A 17,764-nucleotide genomic window follows, 5' to 3' on the forward strand; every position below is an offset into this window, starting at 1 on the left:
CACGACCTCGAACCGCATCGAAGTCACGCGCGAGCTCGCGTTCACCAACAACGCGGCCCCGCAGGCCGGTGAAGGTGCCGAGAAGGCGGAAACCGATCTGACCTTCGATCTGGTCGAGGCCAGCGTGGTGACGGTGGCGCACTGGCAGAAAGTGTCCAAGCAGGTGCTGGACGACCAGCCGGCCCTGACCAAGTTCCTGGACCGGCGCCTGCGCTACGGCGTCCAGCTGGCCGAGGAATCGCAGATCGTGACCGGCAACGGCTCGGGCTCGAACATGAGCGGTCTCCTGGAGAACGCCACCAGCTTCAACCTGGACGTAACGGGCGCCCCGAAAACGGATGTGATCCGCCGGGCGATAGAACAGCTCGAGCTGGCCGACTGGTCGGCTACCGCGATCCTGATGAACCCGGGGGACTGGTCCGAGATCGTGCGGCTGAAGGATGACGAGAGCCGCTACCTGTTCACCAGCCCGCGCGCCGCGACCCCGCCGCAGCTTTGGGGGGTGCCGGTGGTCCCGACCAACAGCATGCCGTCTGGCGAGTTCCTGGTGGGCGACTTTACCGCCGCCGCGATTCTGTGGGACCGCATGTCTCCGGCTGTCGAGATGTTCGAGCAGGACGAAGACAACGTGCAACGCAACCTGGTCACGGTCCGCGCGGAAATGCGATCCACGGTCACCGTGGTGCGGCCTTCCGCTCTGGTGAAGGGTTCGTTCGGCGAGTAATCCACCACCCGTGGTGCTGGGGCCGGGCTTCCTGCCCAAACCCAGACCCGGCGGCCAGAACGAGCGCTGGCGTGGTCGGTGCGCCCCTGCAGACGATCTGCGGGGGCGTTTTACGTGCTGAGGGCCATTTCAGCCCGTAGGAGGGCCGGATTTCGTCTGCGCATGGTGCGTCGGAGATAGAAGGCGACCAAGGCGGCCCGTTGGGCCTGGGGGAGCTGGTCGACGGCCTGGTCGATTTCTGCGATCCAGAACGGGGGTTGGATGCTGTCAGCGTCTTTCCCGCGTGTCGCGTGAACGCGAGCGCCTACCCGGGCGATCTGCATGGCTTCGGCTGCGATCGACTGGCGTGATGGGTGCGTATTCGACTCGCGGGCCTCGCGGGCACGCCACCAGTGCCCCCACTGATCCAGGACGATGCGCGTGTCTTTGACGTTTCCCTCGACCATGCGGGCATTGTACCGCGCTGGGACCGCCTACCTACCGGCTTTCCACCACACCGCGAACAGTGCCCCAATGAGCCACACCCCGCCAACCAGAACCGGCCACACGTCGAACAGCGAGTAACCGCCCATCACCGGATCGGGTTCGACGGACCACAGATGCAGGATGCCGTAGAGCGTGAGCAGGAAAGCGAGCAGCGTTTGTATCTTGAGGTGCTTGGGTGTCACTCGCGCCCTCCTGGCGTCCGTGGTGATACAGGTTCGAGGGTAGCAGAGCTTTCCGGCGCTACATGGTCGGCAGGTGGAGCCAGTTCGGCGCGCAGGATCTGCGTATCCCGGGGCGCTTCGATTCCGATGCGGACCTGTTTCCCGTTCGTCTCGAGGATCACGACGCGCACCTCGTTTCCGACCCGTAGGGATTCGTTCAGCCTGCGGACAAATGAGGGCATGGCGGCACTTCCTTGTGCGTAGGCGCAAACCTAGAGCCTAGCAAAAGAAAGCCCGGCGCATGGCCGGGCGTGGTGTCGATGACGGTTCCGTTTACGTCCCGATGCCGTTCTGCAGCGCGGCCACCGTCTTCTTGGTCATGTCGAAACTCTCGGACACCAGATCCCACAGCGGGATATCGGGGTTGTCCTGTTCGCCTTCGACGATGATCTTCGTGCAAAGCGAGCGCATGGAGTCGATCCGGCGGATGGTATCGTCCGCCAGTTCGCTGAGCTCCTGGGCGGTCATTGGGGTGTTTTCGGTCATGGTCTGTCTCCTGTGGCCTGTGAAACGGGCGATCACCGCAGGCTGCGGCGTTCCTCAATCGAGAGCGGGGCCCTTTCATCCGTCCAGCGGGCGACGTAGGCGCCCGACTCGCGACGATCCCTCAGCGCGGCCTTGGCCTGGTCTCGCGTGGGAAATGGGCCGGCCACGATATCACCGAGCAAACGGCGCCCATCGGGCAAGTCGCGGTCCTGGACGACATAGAAGCGGTCGAACTCGGGCGGGGTTCTGGCGAAGGTCTGCGAGTTGAAGTTGTTCATGGTCTTTCTCCTGTCGTTGGGAACAGGGAAGACCGAAGGATGGCACTTCTGGGGAAGGTAGTCAGGTAGGTAGACAGCGCCCTATTGCGCGCCTAACTACCTGATTTTCTTGCTTGTCTGGTGGAGGCGGCGGGAATCGAACCCGCGTCCGCAGGCCCTCCGCCTTCGGCTCTACATGCTTATTCTGTCTTTGAGTTTAACCAGCCGCTACCCGACAGGCAGGGAAAACAACTGGCGATCCCGGTTTAGTTTTAATGGATCCACGCCGGGCGCGCGTCACCACGAGCTTGTGAGAGTCGACGCCCGATACTGGACGCACAAGCACGGCTCCAGTCGGACGGCATCTACCGGTTTTTAAGCGGCGAGTGCGTAGTTGTCGTCGTTGGCAACTATTTTTTTGCAGTGATTTTTACGAGGCTCACCACATCCTCGGCATGCACCTCAGGTTTCGCGACCCGCGTCGAATCCAAGTCGCCCCCTTACAGTACACAGACAGTCTACCGCGCCAAGGGTTCCCCGACCAGACGAATATGCACGGTGACCTCCTCCCGATCGTGATACAGCTGTCGTGCCCGGACCTCATAAGCCAGCCCCGCGTCGCTCAGCCGTTCATCCAGGTGTTCCAGACAGTCCCGCACGGTCTGCCAGCGTTTCTTCATCGGCAGTTTCAGGTTGAAGATCGCCTCGCGGCACCACTGTCTTTCCAGCCAGTCCCCCATGCGGGCCGCAACACGTGCCGGCTTGTCCACGATATCGCAGACCAGCCAGATCACCGGATTCGGCGGTTCCCAGACAAAGGCATCCTCGCGGTGATGCTCCACCTGGGTCGTCGCCATCAGCCGCTCGTCCATCGGTCCGTTGTCCACGGCATGCACATGCATCCCGCGCCGCACCAGCTGCCAGGTCCAGCCGCCCGGAGCGGCCCCCAGATCCGCGGCCTGCATGCCCTCGGCCAGTCGCTCCGGCCACTGCTCCGCCGGGATAAATGTGTGCCAGGCCTCTTCCAGCTTCAGCGCGGAGCGGCTGGGCGCATCGGATGCCGCCCGCAGGCGCGGCTTGCCCTCCGGCCAGTCGCTGCGTTCTCCCGGCCGGGAGAACGCAATCTGTACCCGGTCGCCAGCGGACCAGAACAGGTGCGCCCGCAACCCGGCCGCATCCGGGACCAGCAGGCCGCGCTTGCGCAACACGGCCTGCAAGGGTCGATCCAGGGCGCGCGCCAGCCGAACCAGTGACTGGCCGTCGTTGGTGTCCGGGCACTCGTGCCACAGCGAGTCGAAACAGATCCCCGTCAACTGCAGCTGATCCAGGATCGGCGTCACTCGATCCTCTCGGCTCAGCCGTTCCAGTGGGTGCAGCGCCACCAGCCGCTGCCGGGCAAAAATCAATTCATCCAGCGGCAGTGCCGCGGCCAGCCCCACAAGATCGCCATCCGCCGGGACAAAGCGTACAAATCCGGTATCGGGCTTCGCGCGCGGATAGGCGGCCATACCCGCCTCCGACGCCCGCTCCGTCAGCTCGGCAATCAGGTCGGGCTCGAAACCCGGACGGCAGTAAAACAGCAGTTCGGACGCCGTCGCCTCGATCGCCACCATGTCTCCTCCATGAAAAAAGCCGCCACACCCGAGAGGGGTGAGGCGGCTTCGAGGGTAACCGGACCGAACATCCGGGTCACCAATCCACGGTCGGGTTTAGACCTCCAGGCCCGGATCGCCTTCGACGTTCTTCATCTTCGGCAGATAGGGCTTGCTGACCTCGACCGTACCCTTCTCGCGCAGATAGTCCGCGACCAGTTCCCAGACCGGCTCGGAATCCAGGGGCTCGTGCACGTTCGCCCAGCCGGCCACGACATAGTTCTTGTCCATGTCGATCGGTTCGCCATTGATCTCCAGGTCGCTGATACGCGAACCCATGGACTCGTGCGGATCAATCGTGTACTTGATCCCGCCCGTACGGACCATGTCGCCACCGCGGTGGTGATACGGGTTCTGGTTGAAGATCGAGTTGGCCACGTCTTCCAGCGTGTTCTTCAGCTGTTCGCCGGTCATCTCGTTACGCTGGACCTCGGAGTACGTGGTCACGGTCTGGCTCATCACCTCCTCGAAGGTGATCGGCTGACCCGGCAGGACACTCACACCCCAGCGGAAGCCCGGCGACAGGGCCACCTCGGCATCCAGCTTCTCGCGCAGTGCATCCAGGATCACCTCGTCAAAGGTCCCGTTGAAGTTGCCACGGCGGTACAGCACGCCGTCGGTCACCGCGAGCTCTTCGTTCAGCTTGTCCTGGTAAGGCTCGTGAACCTTCTTCACGTGCTCTTCCATCTCTGGATCGGCGTCCAGCAGGTTGGAGAACACCGGCAGCATGTGGAACTTGTAGTCGCGCACGCCGCTCTCGCCGACATCCAGGTCCAGCAGGCCCAGGAACTTGCCGTTCGAACCAGCGTTGGTCACCAGCGTGATGTCGCCACCGGCGTTTTCGATCTCGACCGCACCGGGGATCGGGTCGTGGGTATGACCACCCATGATCACGTCCACGCCTTCCAGGTTGCGGGCCATTTCCATGTCCGTGACCATGCCGTTGTGCGACAGGATCGCGACCACCTTCGCGCCCTTCTCGCGGCACTCGTTGATCATGCGCTGCATGTGCTCGTCGCGGATGCCGAAGCTCCAGTCCGGGAACATGTAGCTCGGGTTGGCCACCGAGGTGTACGGGAAGGCCTGACCAATCACCGCCACCGGCACACCGTTCATCTCGCGGATGGTGTAGGGCTCGAACACCGGGTCGCCCCAGTCGCGGTCCTCGATGTTCTGCGCCAAGAAGTCGATGCCGTTCGGCTTGAAGTCGTTCTCGACGATCTCCATCACGCGCTCGTCACCGAAGGTGAACTCCCAGTGGCCGACCATGATGTCCACACCCAGCAGCTTCTGGGCATCGACCATGTCCTGACCGTCATCCCACAGGGACACCGCAGAACCATGCCAGGTATCGCCGCCGTCCAGCATCAACGAGTTCGGCCGGTCAGCGCGCAACTTCTTGACCAGCGTGGAAAGGTGCGAGAAACCACCCATGCGGCCGTACTTCTCCGCCGCGTCAACGTAGTCGAGATGGGTGATGGCATGCGCCATCGGCGTACCGGGCTTGATACCGAACCACTCGAGCAGCTCGTTGCCCACCAGCACCGGCGGCTTGCCCTTCATGTCGCCCACGCCAATGTTCACGTTCGGCTCGCGGAAGTAGATCGGCTTCAGCTGCGCGTGGCAGTCGGTGTAGTGCATGAACGAGACATTGCCGAATTTCGGGATGTCGTACATCTCGCTGCTCAGGGGCTTCCACGATCCCTTCTCGCCGGCCCAGGCATTCATCGAGAAGCCGGCGGCGCTCGCCACGGCCATGGCCTGCAGGAATTCTCTCCGAGTCAGATTCATTGACTGGCTCCTATTGGTGGTTTGAATTGGATAAACCGCAATTTCTAGCTGGACCTGTTCCGGTCCTCTTCCCGGTTATTCCGGACGTGCTTTGGCCAATTTTGTTCCATCGGCCTGGTCGTCATCGGGTGCGCAGCCTACCGGAGTTACCGCGAGTTCGCGCGGGATCGTATAAAAATCGAACCCATTCCAATCCGATCTGCGCTGACAAAAAAATGCTCCGGGAGCCTGCCAGAGCCACAACGCAGGTCACAAAAAAGGCCTGTCACCCTGGGGGTAACAGGCCAAGACGCGACATACACCGCCGGAGGAATCGATACGGGGGCACGGCGCCGACAGCGCTGATCCTTGTGCCCTCGCCGACCGACCCATGCCCGGCAGCTACAGTCTATGAACCTGGAACCCGGCGGGAATTGATTCAGATCAACTACGCCGCAGGTTCCAGGTTGCACCCGCCCATCGTGACCCGCACGCCCTAGGCCGCGTACTTGCCCTCCGCGGCCAGGCCATTGTCGCGGGCACGCTCGTATACCGTCTTCTGCGCGCTCTCGAAATTCGCCTGCATGTCCTCGCCCCACAGCTTCATCGCGGCCTGCTGCATGCCGCGGCCGTAGGAGAACGAGAGCGGCCAGGGCGTGCCCCCAATGCGATTCATTGCATCCAGGTGCGCAGTTGCATCCGCGTCGCTCTGCCCGCCCGACAGGAACACAATACCGGGGAGGATTGCGGGCACCGCGGAGGCAAGGCAGCGAAGCGTTGCGTGGGCGACATCGTCCACACCCACCTGCTCCGGGCAGTCCTTGCCGGGGATCACCATGCTGGCCTTCAGGATCGTGCCTTCCAGCAACACGTGATGCTCGTACAGCGCGCTGAACACCGCCCGCTGCGTTGCCTCTGTTACGCCATAGCAGGTCTCGATGTCGTGATCGCCGTCCATCAGCACCTCGGGCTCCACGATCGGCACCAGCCCCTGCTCCTGGCAAAGCGCCGCATACCGGGCCAGCGCATGCGCATTGGCCTCGATGCAGGTATCGGTGGGCATGGTCTCGCCGATAGTGATCACGGCGCGCCACTTGGCGAACTTCGCACCCATCCGCGCGTATTCCTGCAGGCGCTCGCGCAGCCCGTCCAGGCCCTCGGTAACCTTCTCGCCGGGGAACCCCGCCAGGTCCTTGGCGCCCGTATCCACCTTGATGCCGGGCAGGATGCCCGCCTCGCGCATCACATCCACAAACGGCTTGCCGTCGCGCGTGGACTGGCGAAGGGTCTCGTCGTAGAGGATGGCGCCGGAGATGTATTCGTTCAGCTTCGGTGTGGTGAGCAGGAGCTCGCGGTAGGTTCGGCGATTCTCCTCGGTGTTCTCCACGCCCACCGCTTCGAATCGCTTGGCAATCGTGCTGGTGGATTCGTCGATGGCAATAATGCCCTTGCCGGGGGCCACCATGGCCTCGGCCGTCTCGATCAGTGTGTCGATTTTCATCTCTGCTCCTTGGGCGGGGGTACCCGTATGGATTTCCGTTGGAGACTAGTTCCCCACTCGGGGTTCTTCCATACGGACTCCCAACGCCCGGGAGCGGTTCACAAACCGTCGCTGCCGTTACAACCGCAGCGGTGGCCTAGTTCAGCCACTCCTTGCGCACGACGAACGTCTCCGCGATCAGGTCGTGCAGCCCCTGGCGGCGGCGAGTAAACGCCACCATCAGGTAGCCGATGCCGAACAGCAGGCCCGAAAGGATCTCCGCGAGATAGCGTCCTGTCGCGCGCATGAAGGTAATGCGCTCGCCGTGATAGTCGACCACACGCAGCCCCACCGCCATCTTGCCGACCGTCGCCTGGTAGCGGGAGCTGTGCATCCCCGCCCAGTACAGCCAGGCCACCAGGATGTTGATCAGCATCCAGACGATATCGGCCGCCATCAGCTCGGGCTCCGGCCCCTTGGGTGCCATCGTCTCCGGGCTGATCACCATCTGCGCCACGATCTGCGGCACCCCGATCACCACCATGTCGACCAGGGTGGCCAGCACACGCCGCCAGAACCCGCCAAAGGCGGCGCGATCCTCCGGCGGCCCGGCGTGCGCCGGCGACGCTGCAGCCACCTCGACCAGATCCGCTCCACAGCCATTGCAGTAGCGCGCCTCGGGCGGGTTGTCCCGCCCGCATGCCTTACATTCCATGTAACCCCCCTGACACTACAGCCCTACGGATGCACGACCGTGTTATGCCCGAACCGGATCTGCCAGCCGTGGTGATCATCCCGCTCGAGCAGAAAGCTCATGCGGGTGTACAGCACGCCATCGCCGCGATCCGGCAGCCCGGCCGGCATGGATTCGATGTCCGATACCCGCAGCACGGCCTCGGCAAACGCCGTGTCTTCGCTCAGCATCGAAATATCCTCGACATCCACGCTTAACGAGGTACCGGCAAACGGCCCTTGCAGGACCTCGGTATGCCGCTTGGCATTCGTCGCACGATCATCAAAGCGCGTACCGAACAGGTTCACGAGCCCCGCGTCTTCCTGATAGTCCCGCGCCCAGGCCTCGCCATCACCGGCCTCCCAGGCCGCCTCCTTGGCCTCCAGGATGCGCTGGATTTCGCCTTCATCGGCGCCGGCGGTGGAGATCAGCGCGGCCAACGGCAGGGCGAGAAGCGAGAGTGCTTTTCTGGACATGACAACTCCTATAGTGAACGGCAAGACAGGCCCCTGTTTACAGGAGCGGCTCCACTGGCGCCAGTCGCGTAATCCCGGACAAGAAGCGCCGCCAGATGCCCGCCTTCGGATCCGTGCGGTAAAGCGTGCCCTCGTCGTCCGTCCAGATCGGCCAGCCCTCGTCGTCCAGCCGAACCTGATACGCCAGCTCCGGCCGGGTGCTGTGCTCGTACAGCTCCAGCAGCTCCTGCACGATCTCCGGCTCGCGCAGGAACACGCCCAGTTCGGTGTTGGTATAGCGCGAGCGCGGGTCCAGATTGAACGAGCCGACAAACCCCTCCTCGCGATCGATGATCAGCGCCTTGGTATGCAGGCTCGCATGCGAGGAGCCAATCCCCATCTCGCGATCCGCGGCTGCGCGTGGCGGCAGCGCAGTCGGGCGCAACTCGTGTAGCTCCACCCCGGCCTCCAGCAATGCGGGACGGCGGCGCGAGTAGCCGCTGTGGGTAAAGGCCACGTCGTTCGCCGCCAGGGAGTTTGTCAGCACACTCACCCGCACGCCCCGCTCACGCATCGCGATCAGCTGCGCCGTGCCATCCCGCCGCGGCACAAAATACGGCGATATCATCAACAACTCGTGCTCGACCGCATCCAGTCGCCGTGCCACCGCCTCGGCGACCCCGTCCCGGATATGCTCGTAGCCCTTGGCCTTGCCAACGTCATCCACGACCAGCTTGGCCTGGTCCGTCCAGGTGTAAGCCCCGGCATCATCAATCGGCTCGGCGAGAGGCACACCATTCAGTGGCTCCAGTGTCAGCAGCGGATGTTCCTGGTGCTCGGCCAGCCAGGCGTCGAGCTTATCCCGGTGGCGCGCGAGCTTCTCCGGGTCCTGCTCCACCCGACGCATCCGCCGCAGATCGATCGCCGCGCGGCTGTTCCAGTACTCCACGAACGAATGATCGACCTCCGTCGCCAGCGGGCCGACCATCACCAGATCCAGATCCGTGAAGTTGTAATACGGGCTGACTTCGAAGTACTCGTCGCCGATGTTGCGCCCGCCGATGATCGCCAGGTGCCCGTCGACCACCCAGGCCTTGTTGTGCATACGGCGATTCAGGTCGCTGCCACGAAAAACAAACTCCACCCCCGCGCGCACAGCACCCCGGCGCGTACGAAACGGGTTGAACACGCGAACCTCGATATTGGGATGCTGATTGACCGCGGCCAGCAGGTCATCACTGCCGCGCAAATCCATGTCGTCCAGCAACAGCGACACCGCCACGCCCCGGTCCGCCGCATCCAGCAGCTCCCCGAGCAGCGTGCGACCGGCCACGTCATCGCGCCAGATGTAGTACTGGATATGGATGCGTTCCTGCGCCTTGCGCGCACTCTGCACCCGCCACTGAAAGGCCTCCGCCCCGGTATCCAGCAGCCGGAACCCCGTCTGCCCTTCCTCGACCGCCGGCAGCGTATCCAGCCAGGTCGCCAGCTCGCCCTGTACCGCTGGCGCCTGCGGGGTACGGTCCACCCGGTCCGACGCCGGCTGCATCGGTGTACACGCCGCCAGAAACGCCAGCAGCAACGCCGCGACCAGCGGCTGAAGCAACGTACGCGCGTTCATTCGCAGATGTCCGACACCCGCCCCCAACGAAGCACCCATACCGCAAGCATGTACCCACCCTGCGAACCTTTCCATGGTCCGTATCCCCAAAACAAAAAAGCGAGCCGGGAGACCCTGGCTCGCTTTCTCAAAATACTGGTAGGCGCGATTGGACTCGAACCAACGACCCCCACCATGTCAAGGTGGTGCTCTAACCAACTGAGCTACGCGCCTGTCGTCTTCGAGCCGCGTATTCTACGCGCTCCCCGCCCCCTGTCAAAGCCCTTTGTAACGCGGCGCTCGCCGCCGCTCTATCCGTAGCAAGACACGCTTTGCCTGGGAGAACCTGAGGTGCCAACGTCAGGGTGTCCATTGATCCGCTTTCCCAAAACGCATGCGCACGGGTTCAACCTGGCAGAGCAGGCGGGAGCAAAGAAATCTGCCAGTCCTCAGGCGCATCCTCCGGCAGGGCATGATCCAGATAGGCGATCAGGTCTTCCTGTCGCGGCTGACCGAATACCATGCGGTAGAGCGCGAGCTGACGTTTCATGCGCTTGAGGCGCCCCACGTCTCGGCTCAGCGGCAACAGCAGGACCCGCCGCATGATGCGTGCGTCCCCGGCCTCGTAGATCCACCACGGTGCCAGGTCGGATTGCTGGCCAAACTCCGTCGCTTCAGCGCACTCGAACAGACGGGCCCACGGGTCTCCTTCCCCCTGCCAGTCCGCAAGCGCGGCCAGGCCGATGTGCTGGGCGACGTTCCTCCTCACCGCGTGGCCCTTGTAGCGATGAACGCGCCCCTCGCGCTGTTCCATGTCCACCGGATTCGACGGGAGGTTCCAGTGCACCACCGAGTGACACCAGGTATGGAAGTCCAGGCCTTCCTGCCCGACCGAGGTGCTGGCCAGCACAAAAGGTCGAAAGGGCGAATTGAACGCCGCCCGCACGGAGTCGGCACGGGCGACAGCGCCGCCAGTGTCATCGCGCATATCGCCAAACCGCAGTGCGAACCTGCAACGCATGGAGAGATCCGCAACCTCCACCCGGCGCTTATTCACTCGCACGTCGTCGACCTTGAGCTGCGCCGAACGCATGGATAAGGATTCCGTCACGGCGCGCGCAACCGCATCGATGCGCTCGGCGGCGGGGGCCTCTACCCTCCCCAGTTGCTCCGGCAGCACATGCACCTGTTCGTCCAGGACGGCCTGCAGATTGCCCTCCACCGCATAGTCCAGTGCCTGCCGCCAGTAGGGCTGTTCATCCCGGTTCTGGATCAGCACCACGCTCTCGGGCAGATTGAACAGCGTACGAAAGCCGTTGGCCACCCGCGCGGCCCCCAGCAACAATGCCGGATCGTTCCAATCGACATCCGTAGCCACCCGCCGCAGTGCACGTAGCGCGCAAACCCCGGGGCCTCCAAGCGCGAACCGGGCCAGCACTTCTGCAAGGTCTGACGGGCGCCGCCCCAGGTCCAGTTCCCCCCGCATGGCCTGGATCATCTGGTCGCGATGGGCGCGAAAGTGCTCGCCCCCTTCCTGTTCGGGGATGGCCTCGGGCCAGCCACTCGCCGCCTGCATCCACTCGATCAGGCCCGCATCCCGTTCCAGCATCGCGATCGCGGCCCAGTACCAGCGCTCGTCGACCCGCCCGTACTCGTCCCCCTGTGGCAGTTCGTCGAGCAGGTCACGACAGCGCCGCGTGGCCTCCACAAGGAGTACGCCGAGGGCCGGTGGTTCACCATTGCCAAAGGCGATGGCTAGATGCAAAGGATCCACCTCGCGAGCCAGGCGAGGCGCCGGCATGATGCGGGCCAGGGCTGGCATTCCCGTCAGGCGCCCATCCGCGTCCGTCTGAAATCGCAGCAGTGGCCGGACCCGCTCGTAGGTATTGCTGTACCCGACATCCCCGCCCACCTGGCCAAACGCCCTCGCCTGCGCCTCGTACGAGCACAGCGTGGCAATCGCATCCGGCACGGCATTCCAGGCCGAGAACACGAGCTGTTTGGTGACCTCCCCTGCCCGCGCCCAAGGCCCAGCCAGCTTCGTATAAGGCAGCGAAGGCGGTAACCACAGAAGCTCCCACAGACCAGCACCCACGGTTTCGTCGATGAATCCGCGCATCCGTGCGTGCGGAATATCCAACGGCTCATAGGCCTCAATGCGATTGACGTCGATCGTACTGAGCCCCTTCCCCCGCGCGATCGCCCGCCGAAGCTTCTTTGGTGGCTTGGTCGCAATGGCATCCAGCTCCCGGCGCATCTGATAGCCGCGCATGTAGCTGAGCATGTACGGCACCGACTTCCAGTACTCGATGACATCCGGCAACCCCGCCGCATGCGCCGTGGAATCGATGTTCCGGGCGTATTCGAGATCCAGGGGCGCCAGATCCACGGTGCGCTCGTCCCCGGAAAGCATGGCATCGCGCCGGCGCGTCAAGCCCACGCGCTCCGTTCTGCACATCACCCGTAGCAACCGCGATTGAAGACCCTCACGCGCCTGCTGAATACCCTCGTGATCGCCCTCTGCCAGTTGCCGGCAGCCGCGGCGATAGGTCTCCAGTGCCCAACGCAGGCCGTCCACCTCGTGCTCGTCGCCGTACAGGAACCCCACCGTATCCAGGAAGTTCTGGTGATGATCTTCGTCCGACTCTCCGTGCATGCTCAGCATCCGGTACGGAGTTGCCGACAGCAGCAGGAGCCGCGCACCCTCCAGCGAGAACAGGTCATTGGCCAGTTCGGCTTCTTCTGTCTCCCCGTTCAGCAGGTCGGAAAACCGCTGGAACTCGTCCAGGATCACCAGCGATGGGCGCAGCGCATCCAGACAGACGCGAGCAAGCCTGCGGCGCAGCCGACCCACCAGGGCATTGCGCTCGGCATTCGTCTCCGCCGGCCGCTCGGATTCTGGTACCTCAAAGACCTCGCACAGTCGCCGCAGCTCTCCGAGCAATTCCGTCTGCTGGCGCATATCCTCCAGAAACGCGGCTGCCAGGTCGGCCTCGATCTCCTCCGGCCCCTCTTTCAGTAGTTGCGGCCAGCGTTCCCCGACGTTGCACTGGAGCACCTTGCTCAGACCGGCCGAGCTCAGACCTTCCAGCCCATCGAGCAGATGGAACAGCAGCACCCGCTCCCGCGCGATCCCCGTGCTGGAGCGAAGGTTGAAGGTGGTCCCCGGGGTCAGGCTGATGAAATTGACCGGATTCCGGTTGAGCTGATGAACCGTCTCGGGCAACAGGGTCAAGCGGCTGGCCAGCGCAAACTCGTTGTCCTCGAGCACATTCATCCGGCGGATGTTCTGCTGCGCAATCGCCGCGTTCGAGCACACGTAGATGATGTCGACGCGCTCGCCCTGTCCGCTCAGCGCCTCCAGACTGCGCGCGATCACCCCCCGAGCCACCAGCGTCTTGCCCAGCCCAACCTCGTCGGCCACCAGAAAGCGCCCGCTGCCGGCCGGGTCGAACAGCCGCTGGAAGGCGTAATCCACGGTGCGGCGCTGAAAGGGCTTGAGCCCGTCCAGCACCGGCTGGGCATCGAAACCCTCAATCCCGGCCATCGCGGTGCTCCATCGCTTCCTGATACGTCCGCCACAACGCCTCGAACTCCGGCGGCACCAGGTCAGAGGTGCCGAGGCGCCCCTGCAGGCGCTCGATCATTTCCGCGATATCCCGCAGGCGCTCCGGTTCGCGGCTGTAGCAGCGGGTCATCTCTTCCAGAAGCGGCAGTTCGTCCAGCACCACCCTTTGCCAGTGCCCGTGTCCACTTCCCGCCATCGGGATAAAGGCGCCAGCGGCGGCATCGTCATTTGCCAGTAGCAGCATCAGATACCGCAGGAACCCGTCGCGATTCTCTACCACGGCACGCAGGATGGCCGCCTCGCGCTCCTCTACCGGCAAGCCCTCGATCGGCAGGTTCAGTGCAAAGCGCAGCGCGTGGTCCGCCGCCGGATCCGTAAGCTCAAAGGCAATGACCCCGGTCAGGTAGGCCACGCCGCCATATGGCAACTCGCTTCTCCCTGTGTCACCGCCCTCCCCAAGCGCTACCGCATCACTGGGTGACCGGCTCACCGGCCAAACGCGGCAATTCACCGACTCCGGCAGCTCCACCTGCCCGACCAGCCACCACCGCCACATATCCTCCGAATTACCGGCCTCGCAAACCACCCGCAACCCACCCCGCGCAAGCTCGGTACGCGCCCGCTCCAGCCGCTCGCGCGCCCTCACGAGTTCTGCAGCCTCGGGCTCCGCTCGCTCCCCAGGTTCCCAGCGCTGCAACACGCCGCCCAGGCCCTTTTCGCCCAGCAGGTCGTCGATGCCACCCAGTTTGCGCCGAGGGCCTTTCAGGGTCGCAATCACCTCCAGGTTGTGCTGCGCCAGCAACGCCGCATCCGTCACGTTGGCCGATCCCAGCGTGATCGACGTGCGAGTACCCCGTTCGCTGATCCATGCCTTGGCGTGCAGCCCGTGGGTGTCGTGGTCGATCTCGCCCTCGTTGTCCTCGGTCTCGGCCGCCTCGTGCAGCACGTAACAGCCACCGAAGCCGCCGCAGACATCCGGCGAAACCTGCTCCAGCTCCTCCGGACGCGAAATCAGCGCCACCGGACCGCCACTGGCGCCGGCCAGCCGGCCGAGCGCGGCATCCTTCAGAAACGGCGAGATCACCGCCAGGCGATCGCTCGCCTCCGGTTCCCAGCGCATGCCCGGCAGGCCCGGAACCGCAAACTCGAGGCTCTCGGCACCAGGGGGCAACGCGAACTTGCAAGCCATCAGATCCCGCGCCAGCCCCCGAGCCTGCGCCCGCCGGTCCGCATCGACCTCGCGCGTGGCCAGTCCCGGCAGGCTCTCCAGCAGCCGCGCCAGCGGCCGGTTCGCCTCGATGCTTTCCTCACCCAGCTCGCCATCGAGCTGCAGCGAGAGATCCCAGGAGCGATCATCGGTCACGTTCCGCGACAGGATCGCCACCCGTAGCAGCGGCGGTTCGGGCACCCCCTCGTCCGGGCGGAAGCGCAGCACCCAGACCTTGGGATGAAACACCCCGTCCCCGGGCGGCTCCACCTCCACCATGCACGGCTCCAGCAGCCCGAAAAGGGGTTCGCCGTCTTTCGGCGCGCGCATCTGGCCGCGCTGGAGATAGAGCGTTACTCGATCCATCGTGCGGCGGACCGACTCGTACACCGCAATCCCGTCATCCCGCCGCTCCGCCCCCAGCAACGACAGATGCACGGGAATGGTCAACAGCGTCGGGATATCCAGCGAGAAGGTCGTGCCCAGCGCCTGGTCCAGCGAGTATCCGGGCGGTGGCGTGAGCAGGCTCGTGTACAGGCTGCGGCCATTGGGGTCGAGCATTACCCGTCCTCCCCCTGCAACGCCGCGTACAGGTCACGGTGGAATCGGCTCACCGTCGGCCAGCGATAGTTGTAGCGAGAAGCGCCCGACTGGCCGCTCCATTGTGTCAGCGCCTGCGGGTTGGTGAAACGCGAACGCGCCTTCTTCAGCAGCGATTCGCGCCGACGCACCAGATCACGCGCCGCCTCGTCCGCCCGCAGCCGCGCCCCGTCGCTCCCACAGGCCAATACCCGCTCGCGCCAGTCGCGCAGGAAGTCGCGCGCCCTCTGCTGTACCCGCAGCGTTCCCACCTCCGTCAGCGCAAACAGATCGTCCAGGTTCCACTCCGCCAACGGCAGTGCCCGGGCCGATTCGGTCCAGTCATCCATCCGCTGTTCGTAGTGCTCGACCCAGTCCTCGCGTTCGCGCCGCTCGGACAGCGCCAGGTTGTAGAGCAGGAACGCCCCCTGTGCGAGCACCGCAAGCTTCTCCGCCTGATCCAGCAGCGCCTGCTGCCGGTCGCTGAACCCCGCCCGATCCGGGTGCTCCCAGGGGTATTCCACGTCCGCCGGCGCACAGCGCTCGAACAGATGGGCCAACAGGCTCGTCGGATGACACTCTCGCACCCGGTCCCGGATGAATGCCCCCTCCGCACGGTCCAACGCCAGCGACACATCTGCCGGGAACCGCTCCGGCGCTTCCGGCAGGCCGGCATGCCAGGTGCGATATTCCGAACCGCTCTCGTCCGATTCACCCTCGCCCGCCCGAGCCACACCCTCGCGCCGCCGTTCCACCAGCCCGGCCACACTGCGGTGGTAGCGCTCCTGCGAAAGCGGCACCTCCCGAATGCCCCAGGATGCCAGTCCCGCCCAGTACACCGAGCTGGGTAATCGCTGCAGTGTCCGCCCGGATCCAATCCCGAATACCCCCGCCCGGTCGTCCGCCTCGCGCAGCACATCCACAATGCGAAACTCCAGATCGGCCGCCCGCGCCGGCACCTTCTCCGACCCAAGCGCGCCCAGCGCCAGCTCCGACTCCACCTGCTGGTACACCCACGCCACCAACAGCATGTAACGCAGGCGCGTCTGGATCGTACTCGTGCCCGGAAACAGCAAATCCGCCAGGTTGTCCCGAACCGCCCCAAGCCCCAGCTCATCGCGCGTATCGCGCTCTCCAAACATCGCCAGCACACGCATACTGCGATCGCGCGCCTCCGCATCGTGATCAAGCCAGGCAATTCTGGACTGGAGCATTCGCTTTCCCTCCCCCCTGCGGCGGCTTCACCAGATGCAAACCCAAACCACAGCCCCAGACGGCCGTTTCCGCCTCAAAACCGCGCCTCTAAGCTCCATAGCAGCGGCTGCAAACCCGTTAACCCTTTTACTCTCGGCCACTTACCGAGACCCGACCCCAACTTGCTTATTAACTACATGCGAAATTACCCTTGGAAGCTATCAAAACGGCGCCTCTGGTGTTTGACACAGGGTCTTCCGTATCGACTTTATCGGGTCGGAAGGCCTACACCTGCAAGGAGGCAAAAGGCAAGGGCTGACCCCATCGCTGGCCCCTACGAAGAATCAGAACGCTGGCCTCAGCCATAGCTTCCGCAAAGACTAGGTTATATTCACCCATGGCTTCCAACGTTTTTTCTGCCTAACGCGAAGCTTTGCGGCAATTTTGGAACCGCGAAGCGGTGGAAAAATTGTCCGGCAACAGCGCCTGGTTAGAAGATGTTCGCAATTGCCAACCCGATTGAGAGGACACTTGCAGCCAAGCCAATTAGAACAACGACCCAGTGCTGCGCTGCCACTTCGGCCCATAGGTTGGGGTTCATCCCGTGAATATCGAACCATCGAGCATTGGTCTTAAGGCTGCCATCCAGAGTTCTACCGAGAATATTTGAGAACACATCAACTTTTCGAAGCGTCGACTGATGGAGCTTCACATATTCCTTGTTTTCGAACGCATCGGCTTCTTCTTTGCCCGTCAGAAAATTCAAATCAGTCATCCCGTTTTTCTTCATTAAACTTTCCAACCTTGGATGCCCGGTGTATCGAGCTCCATACAGCGCAATGAGAAGGCGAGCCAAGTCGACTTTCTGAGAGTCTTCAAGGATCTCGGGCTTCCCGCCCAGCACCCGAAAACGATGCTCAAGAGCGGGGAACCCATAATTTATGTCGCGCATATTCCAATGAACCCAAATGTGAGTCTTTCGCTCCCGGAGGAAGTTAAAGAACTCTTCGAGCATCTCCTTCTCCAGGCGATCGTAGTTGTTCTCAATATCTGAAACATCTACGCGCTCGACCTCGGCAATCTTATGGATCGAGAAGGAAACTGTTTGCGCTGACAGATAATTTCTGACAGCAATAGACGTAACCCTTGGCGTCTGACCTTCGGGGCGATCGTAAAAGCTTTCGCAAGAGTAGTGAACCAAAAGAACGTGTTCTTCCTTTCGGCCCAAATCCTCCAAGGTCTGAAGTGCTGCCTTGCGACGACGTCGCTTCTCTATCTCAGATGCCATTGTTTTCCTTCTAACAGTATATTAGACAGAATCTGGGATATTGGCTTTATTCAGATTCTGGATA

15 protein-coding genes, 1 tRNA gene and 1 other RNA gene are annotated in these 17,764 nt (G+C 63.5%); 1 reads left to right on the forward strand and 16 read right to left on the reverse strand.

Going from position 1 to position 17,764, the window contains the following annotated elements:
* On the forward strand, window positions 1-724 hold a 724-nt coding region (locus G015_RS0111280), incomplete at its 5' end, for a phage major capsid protein (RefSeq protein WP_020146725.1).
* A 473-nt stretch (window positions 725-1,197) separates the two neighbouring features.
* On the opposite strand, the gene G015_RS0111290 is transcribed toward G015_RS0111280, so the two are convergent.
* From G015_RS0111290 to G015_RS0111360, 16 genes are all read right to left on the reverse strand, one after another.
* Complete coding sequence (locus G015_RS0111290) at window positions 1,198-1,392, reverse strand: hypothetical protein (protein ID WP_020146727.1); 195 nt, start codon at window positions 1,390-1,392, stop codon at window positions 1,198-1,200.
* A complete protein-coding gene (locus tag G015_RS14130; protein ID WP_083925135.1) occupies window positions 1,389-1,613 on the reverse strand; it encodes a carbon storage regulator in 225 nt (74 codons plus the stop codon). Before G015_RS14130 ends, G015_RS0111290 begins: the two co-directional genes overlap by 4 nt.
* Before the next feature lie 91 nt (window positions 1,614-1,704).
* The gene (locus tag G015_RS0111300) at window positions 1,705-1,917 is read right to left on the reverse strand and encodes a hypothetical protein (protein ID WP_020146729.1); all 213 of its coding nucleotides are present in this window, start codon (window positions 1,915-1,917) and stop codon (window positions 1,705-1,707) included.
* A 32-nt stretch (window positions 1,918-1,949) separates the two neighbouring features.
* A complete protein-coding gene (locus tag G015_RS0111305) occupies window positions 1,950-2,195 on the reverse strand; it encodes a hypothetical protein (protein WP_020146730.1) in 246 nt (81 codons plus the stop codon).
* A 118-nt stretch (window positions 2,196-2,313) separates the two neighbouring features.
* Window positions 2,314-2,674, reverse strand: a transfer-messenger RNA (tmRNA) gene (gene ssrA / locus G015_RS14135).
* An 18-nt stretch (window positions 2,675-2,692) separates the two neighbouring features.
* Complete coding sequence (gene rlmM, locus G015_RS0111310) at window positions 2,693-3,787, reverse strand: 23S rRNA (cytidine(2498)-2'-O)-methyltransferase RlmM (protein ID WP_020146731.1); 1,095 nt, start codon at window positions 3,785-3,787, stop codon at window positions 2,693-2,695.
* 96 nt (window positions 3,788-3,883) lie between these two features.
* Window positions 3,884-5,617 carry a thiosulfohydrolase SoxB gene (soxB, locus tag G015_RS0111315; protein WP_020146732.1) on the reverse strand — a complete coding sequence of 578 codons (1,734 nt, stop codon included), beginning with the start codon at window positions 5,615-5,617 and terminating at the stop codon, window positions 3,884-3,886.
* Between the two features lie 475 nt (window positions 5,618-6,092).
* On the reverse strand, window positions 6,093-7,097 hold the full coding sequence (locus G015_RS0111320; protein WP_018139212.1) for a class I fructose-bisphosphate aldolase: 1,005 nt from the start codon (window positions 7,095-7,097) through the stop codon (window positions 6,093-6,095).
* A gap of 136 nt (window positions 7,098-7,233) precedes the next feature.
* A complete protein-coding gene (locus G015_RS0111325; protein WP_020146733.1) occupies window positions 7,234-7,791 on the reverse strand; it encodes an RDD family protein in 558 nt (185 codons plus the stop codon).
* Window positions 7,792-7,814: 23 nt separating this feature from the next.
* A complete protein-coding gene (locus G015_RS0111330) occupies window positions 7,815-8,285 on the reverse strand; it encodes an SgcJ/EcaC family oxidoreductase (RefSeq protein WP_019592541.1) in 471 nt (156 codons plus the stop codon).
* Window positions 8,286-8,322: 37 nt separating this feature from the next.
* Window positions 8,323-9,885 carry a phospholipase D family protein gene (locus G015_RS0111335; protein ID WP_020146734.1) on the reverse strand — a complete coding sequence of 521 codons (1,563 nt, stop codon included), beginning with the start codon at window positions 9,883-9,885 and terminating at the stop codon, window positions 8,323-8,325.
* A gap of 136 nt (window positions 9,886-10,021) precedes the next feature.
* Window positions 10,022-10,098 (reverse strand) — tRNA-Val (locus G015_RS0111340).
* Between the two features lie 172 nt (window positions 10,099-10,270).
* Complete coding sequence (locus tag G015_RS0111345) at window positions 10,271-13,411, reverse strand: helicase-related protein (RefSeq protein ID WP_020146735.1); 3,141 nt, start codon at window positions 13,409-13,411, stop codon at window positions 10,271-10,273.
* On the reverse strand, window positions 13,398-15,200 hold the full coding sequence (locus G015_RS0111350) for a phospholipase D family protein (protein ID WP_020146736.1): 1,803 nt from the start codon (window positions 15,198-15,200) through the stop codon (window positions 13,398-13,400). The genes G015_RS0111345 and G015_RS0111350 overlap by 14 nt, the downstream gene beginning before the upstream one ends.
* Complete coding sequence (locus G015_RS0111355; RefSeq protein WP_020146737.1) at window positions 15,200-16,432, reverse strand: DUF6361 family protein; 1,233 nt, start codon at window positions 16,430-16,432, stop codon at window positions 15,200-15,202. The genes G015_RS0111350 and G015_RS0111355 overlap by 1 nt, the downstream gene beginning before the upstream one ends.
* A 470-nt stretch (window positions 16,433-16,902) precedes the next feature.
* A complete protein-coding gene (locus tag G015_RS0111360; protein ID WP_020146738.1) occupies window positions 16,903-17,700 on the reverse strand; it encodes a hypothetical protein in 798 nt (265 codons plus the stop codon).
* Window positions 17,701-17,764 lie beyond the last annotated feature (64 nt).

The organism is Thioalkalivibrio sp. ALJ15, assembly GCF_000383695.1.
Classification (GTDB): Bacteria; Pseudomonadota; Gammaproteobacteria; order Ectothiorhodospirales; family Ectothiorhodospiraceae; genus Thioalkalivibrio.

Bases quoted from the DNA above. Each gene is read 5' to 3' on its own strand.
- G015_RS14130 (WP_083925135.1), bottom strand. From the start codon at position 1,613: ATGCCCTCATTTGTCCGCAGGCTGAACGAATCCCTACGGGTCGGAAAC.
- G015_RS0111300 (WP_020146729.1), bottom strand. From the start codon at position 1,917: ATGACCGAAAACACCCCAATGACCGCCCAGGAGCTCAGCGAACTGGCG.
- G015_RS0111305 (WP_020146730.1), bottom strand. From the start codon at position 2,195: ATGAACAACTTCAACTCGCAGACCTTCGCCAGAACCCCGCCCGAGTTC.
- rlmM (WP_020146731.1), bottom strand. From the start codon at position 3,787: ATGGTGGCGATCGAGGCGACGGCGTCCGAACTGCTGTTTTACTGCCGT.
- soxB (WP_020146732.1), bottom strand. From the start codon at position 5,617: ATGAATCTGACTCGGAGAGAATTCCTGCAGGCCATGGCCGTGGCGAGC.
- G015_RS0111320 (WP_018139212.1), bottom strand. From the start codon at position 7,097: ATGAAAATCGACACACTGATCGAGACGGCCGAGGCCATGGTGGCCCCC.
- G015_RS0111325 (WP_020146733.1), bottom strand. From the start codon at position 7,791: ATGGAATGTAAGGCATGCGGGCGGGACAACCCGCCCGAGGCGCGCTAC.
- G015_RS0111330 (WP_019592541.1), bottom strand. From the start codon at position 8,285: ATGTCCAGAAAAGCACTCTCGCTTCTCGCCCTGCCGTTGGCCGCGCTG.
- G015_RS0111335 (WP_020146734.1), bottom strand. From the start codon at position 9,885: ATGAACGCGCGTACGTTGCTTCAGCCGCTGGTCGCGGCGTTGCTGCTG.
- G015_RS0111345 (WP_020146735.1), bottom strand. From the start codon at position 13,411: ATGGCCGGGATTGAGGGTTTCGATGCCCAGCCGGTGCTGGACGGGCTC.
- G015_RS0111350 (WP_020146736.1), bottom strand. From the start codon at position 15,200: ATGCTCGACCCCAATGGCCGCAGCCTGTACACGAGCCTGCTCACGCCA.
- G015_RS0111355 (WP_020146737.1), bottom strand. From the start codon at position 16,432: ATGCTCCAGTCCAGAATTGCCTGGCTTGATCACGATGCGGAGGCGCGC.
- G015_RS0111360 (WP_020146738.1), bottom strand. From the start codon at position 17,700: ATGGCATCTGAGATAGAGAAGCGACGTCGTCGCAAGGCAGCACTTCAG.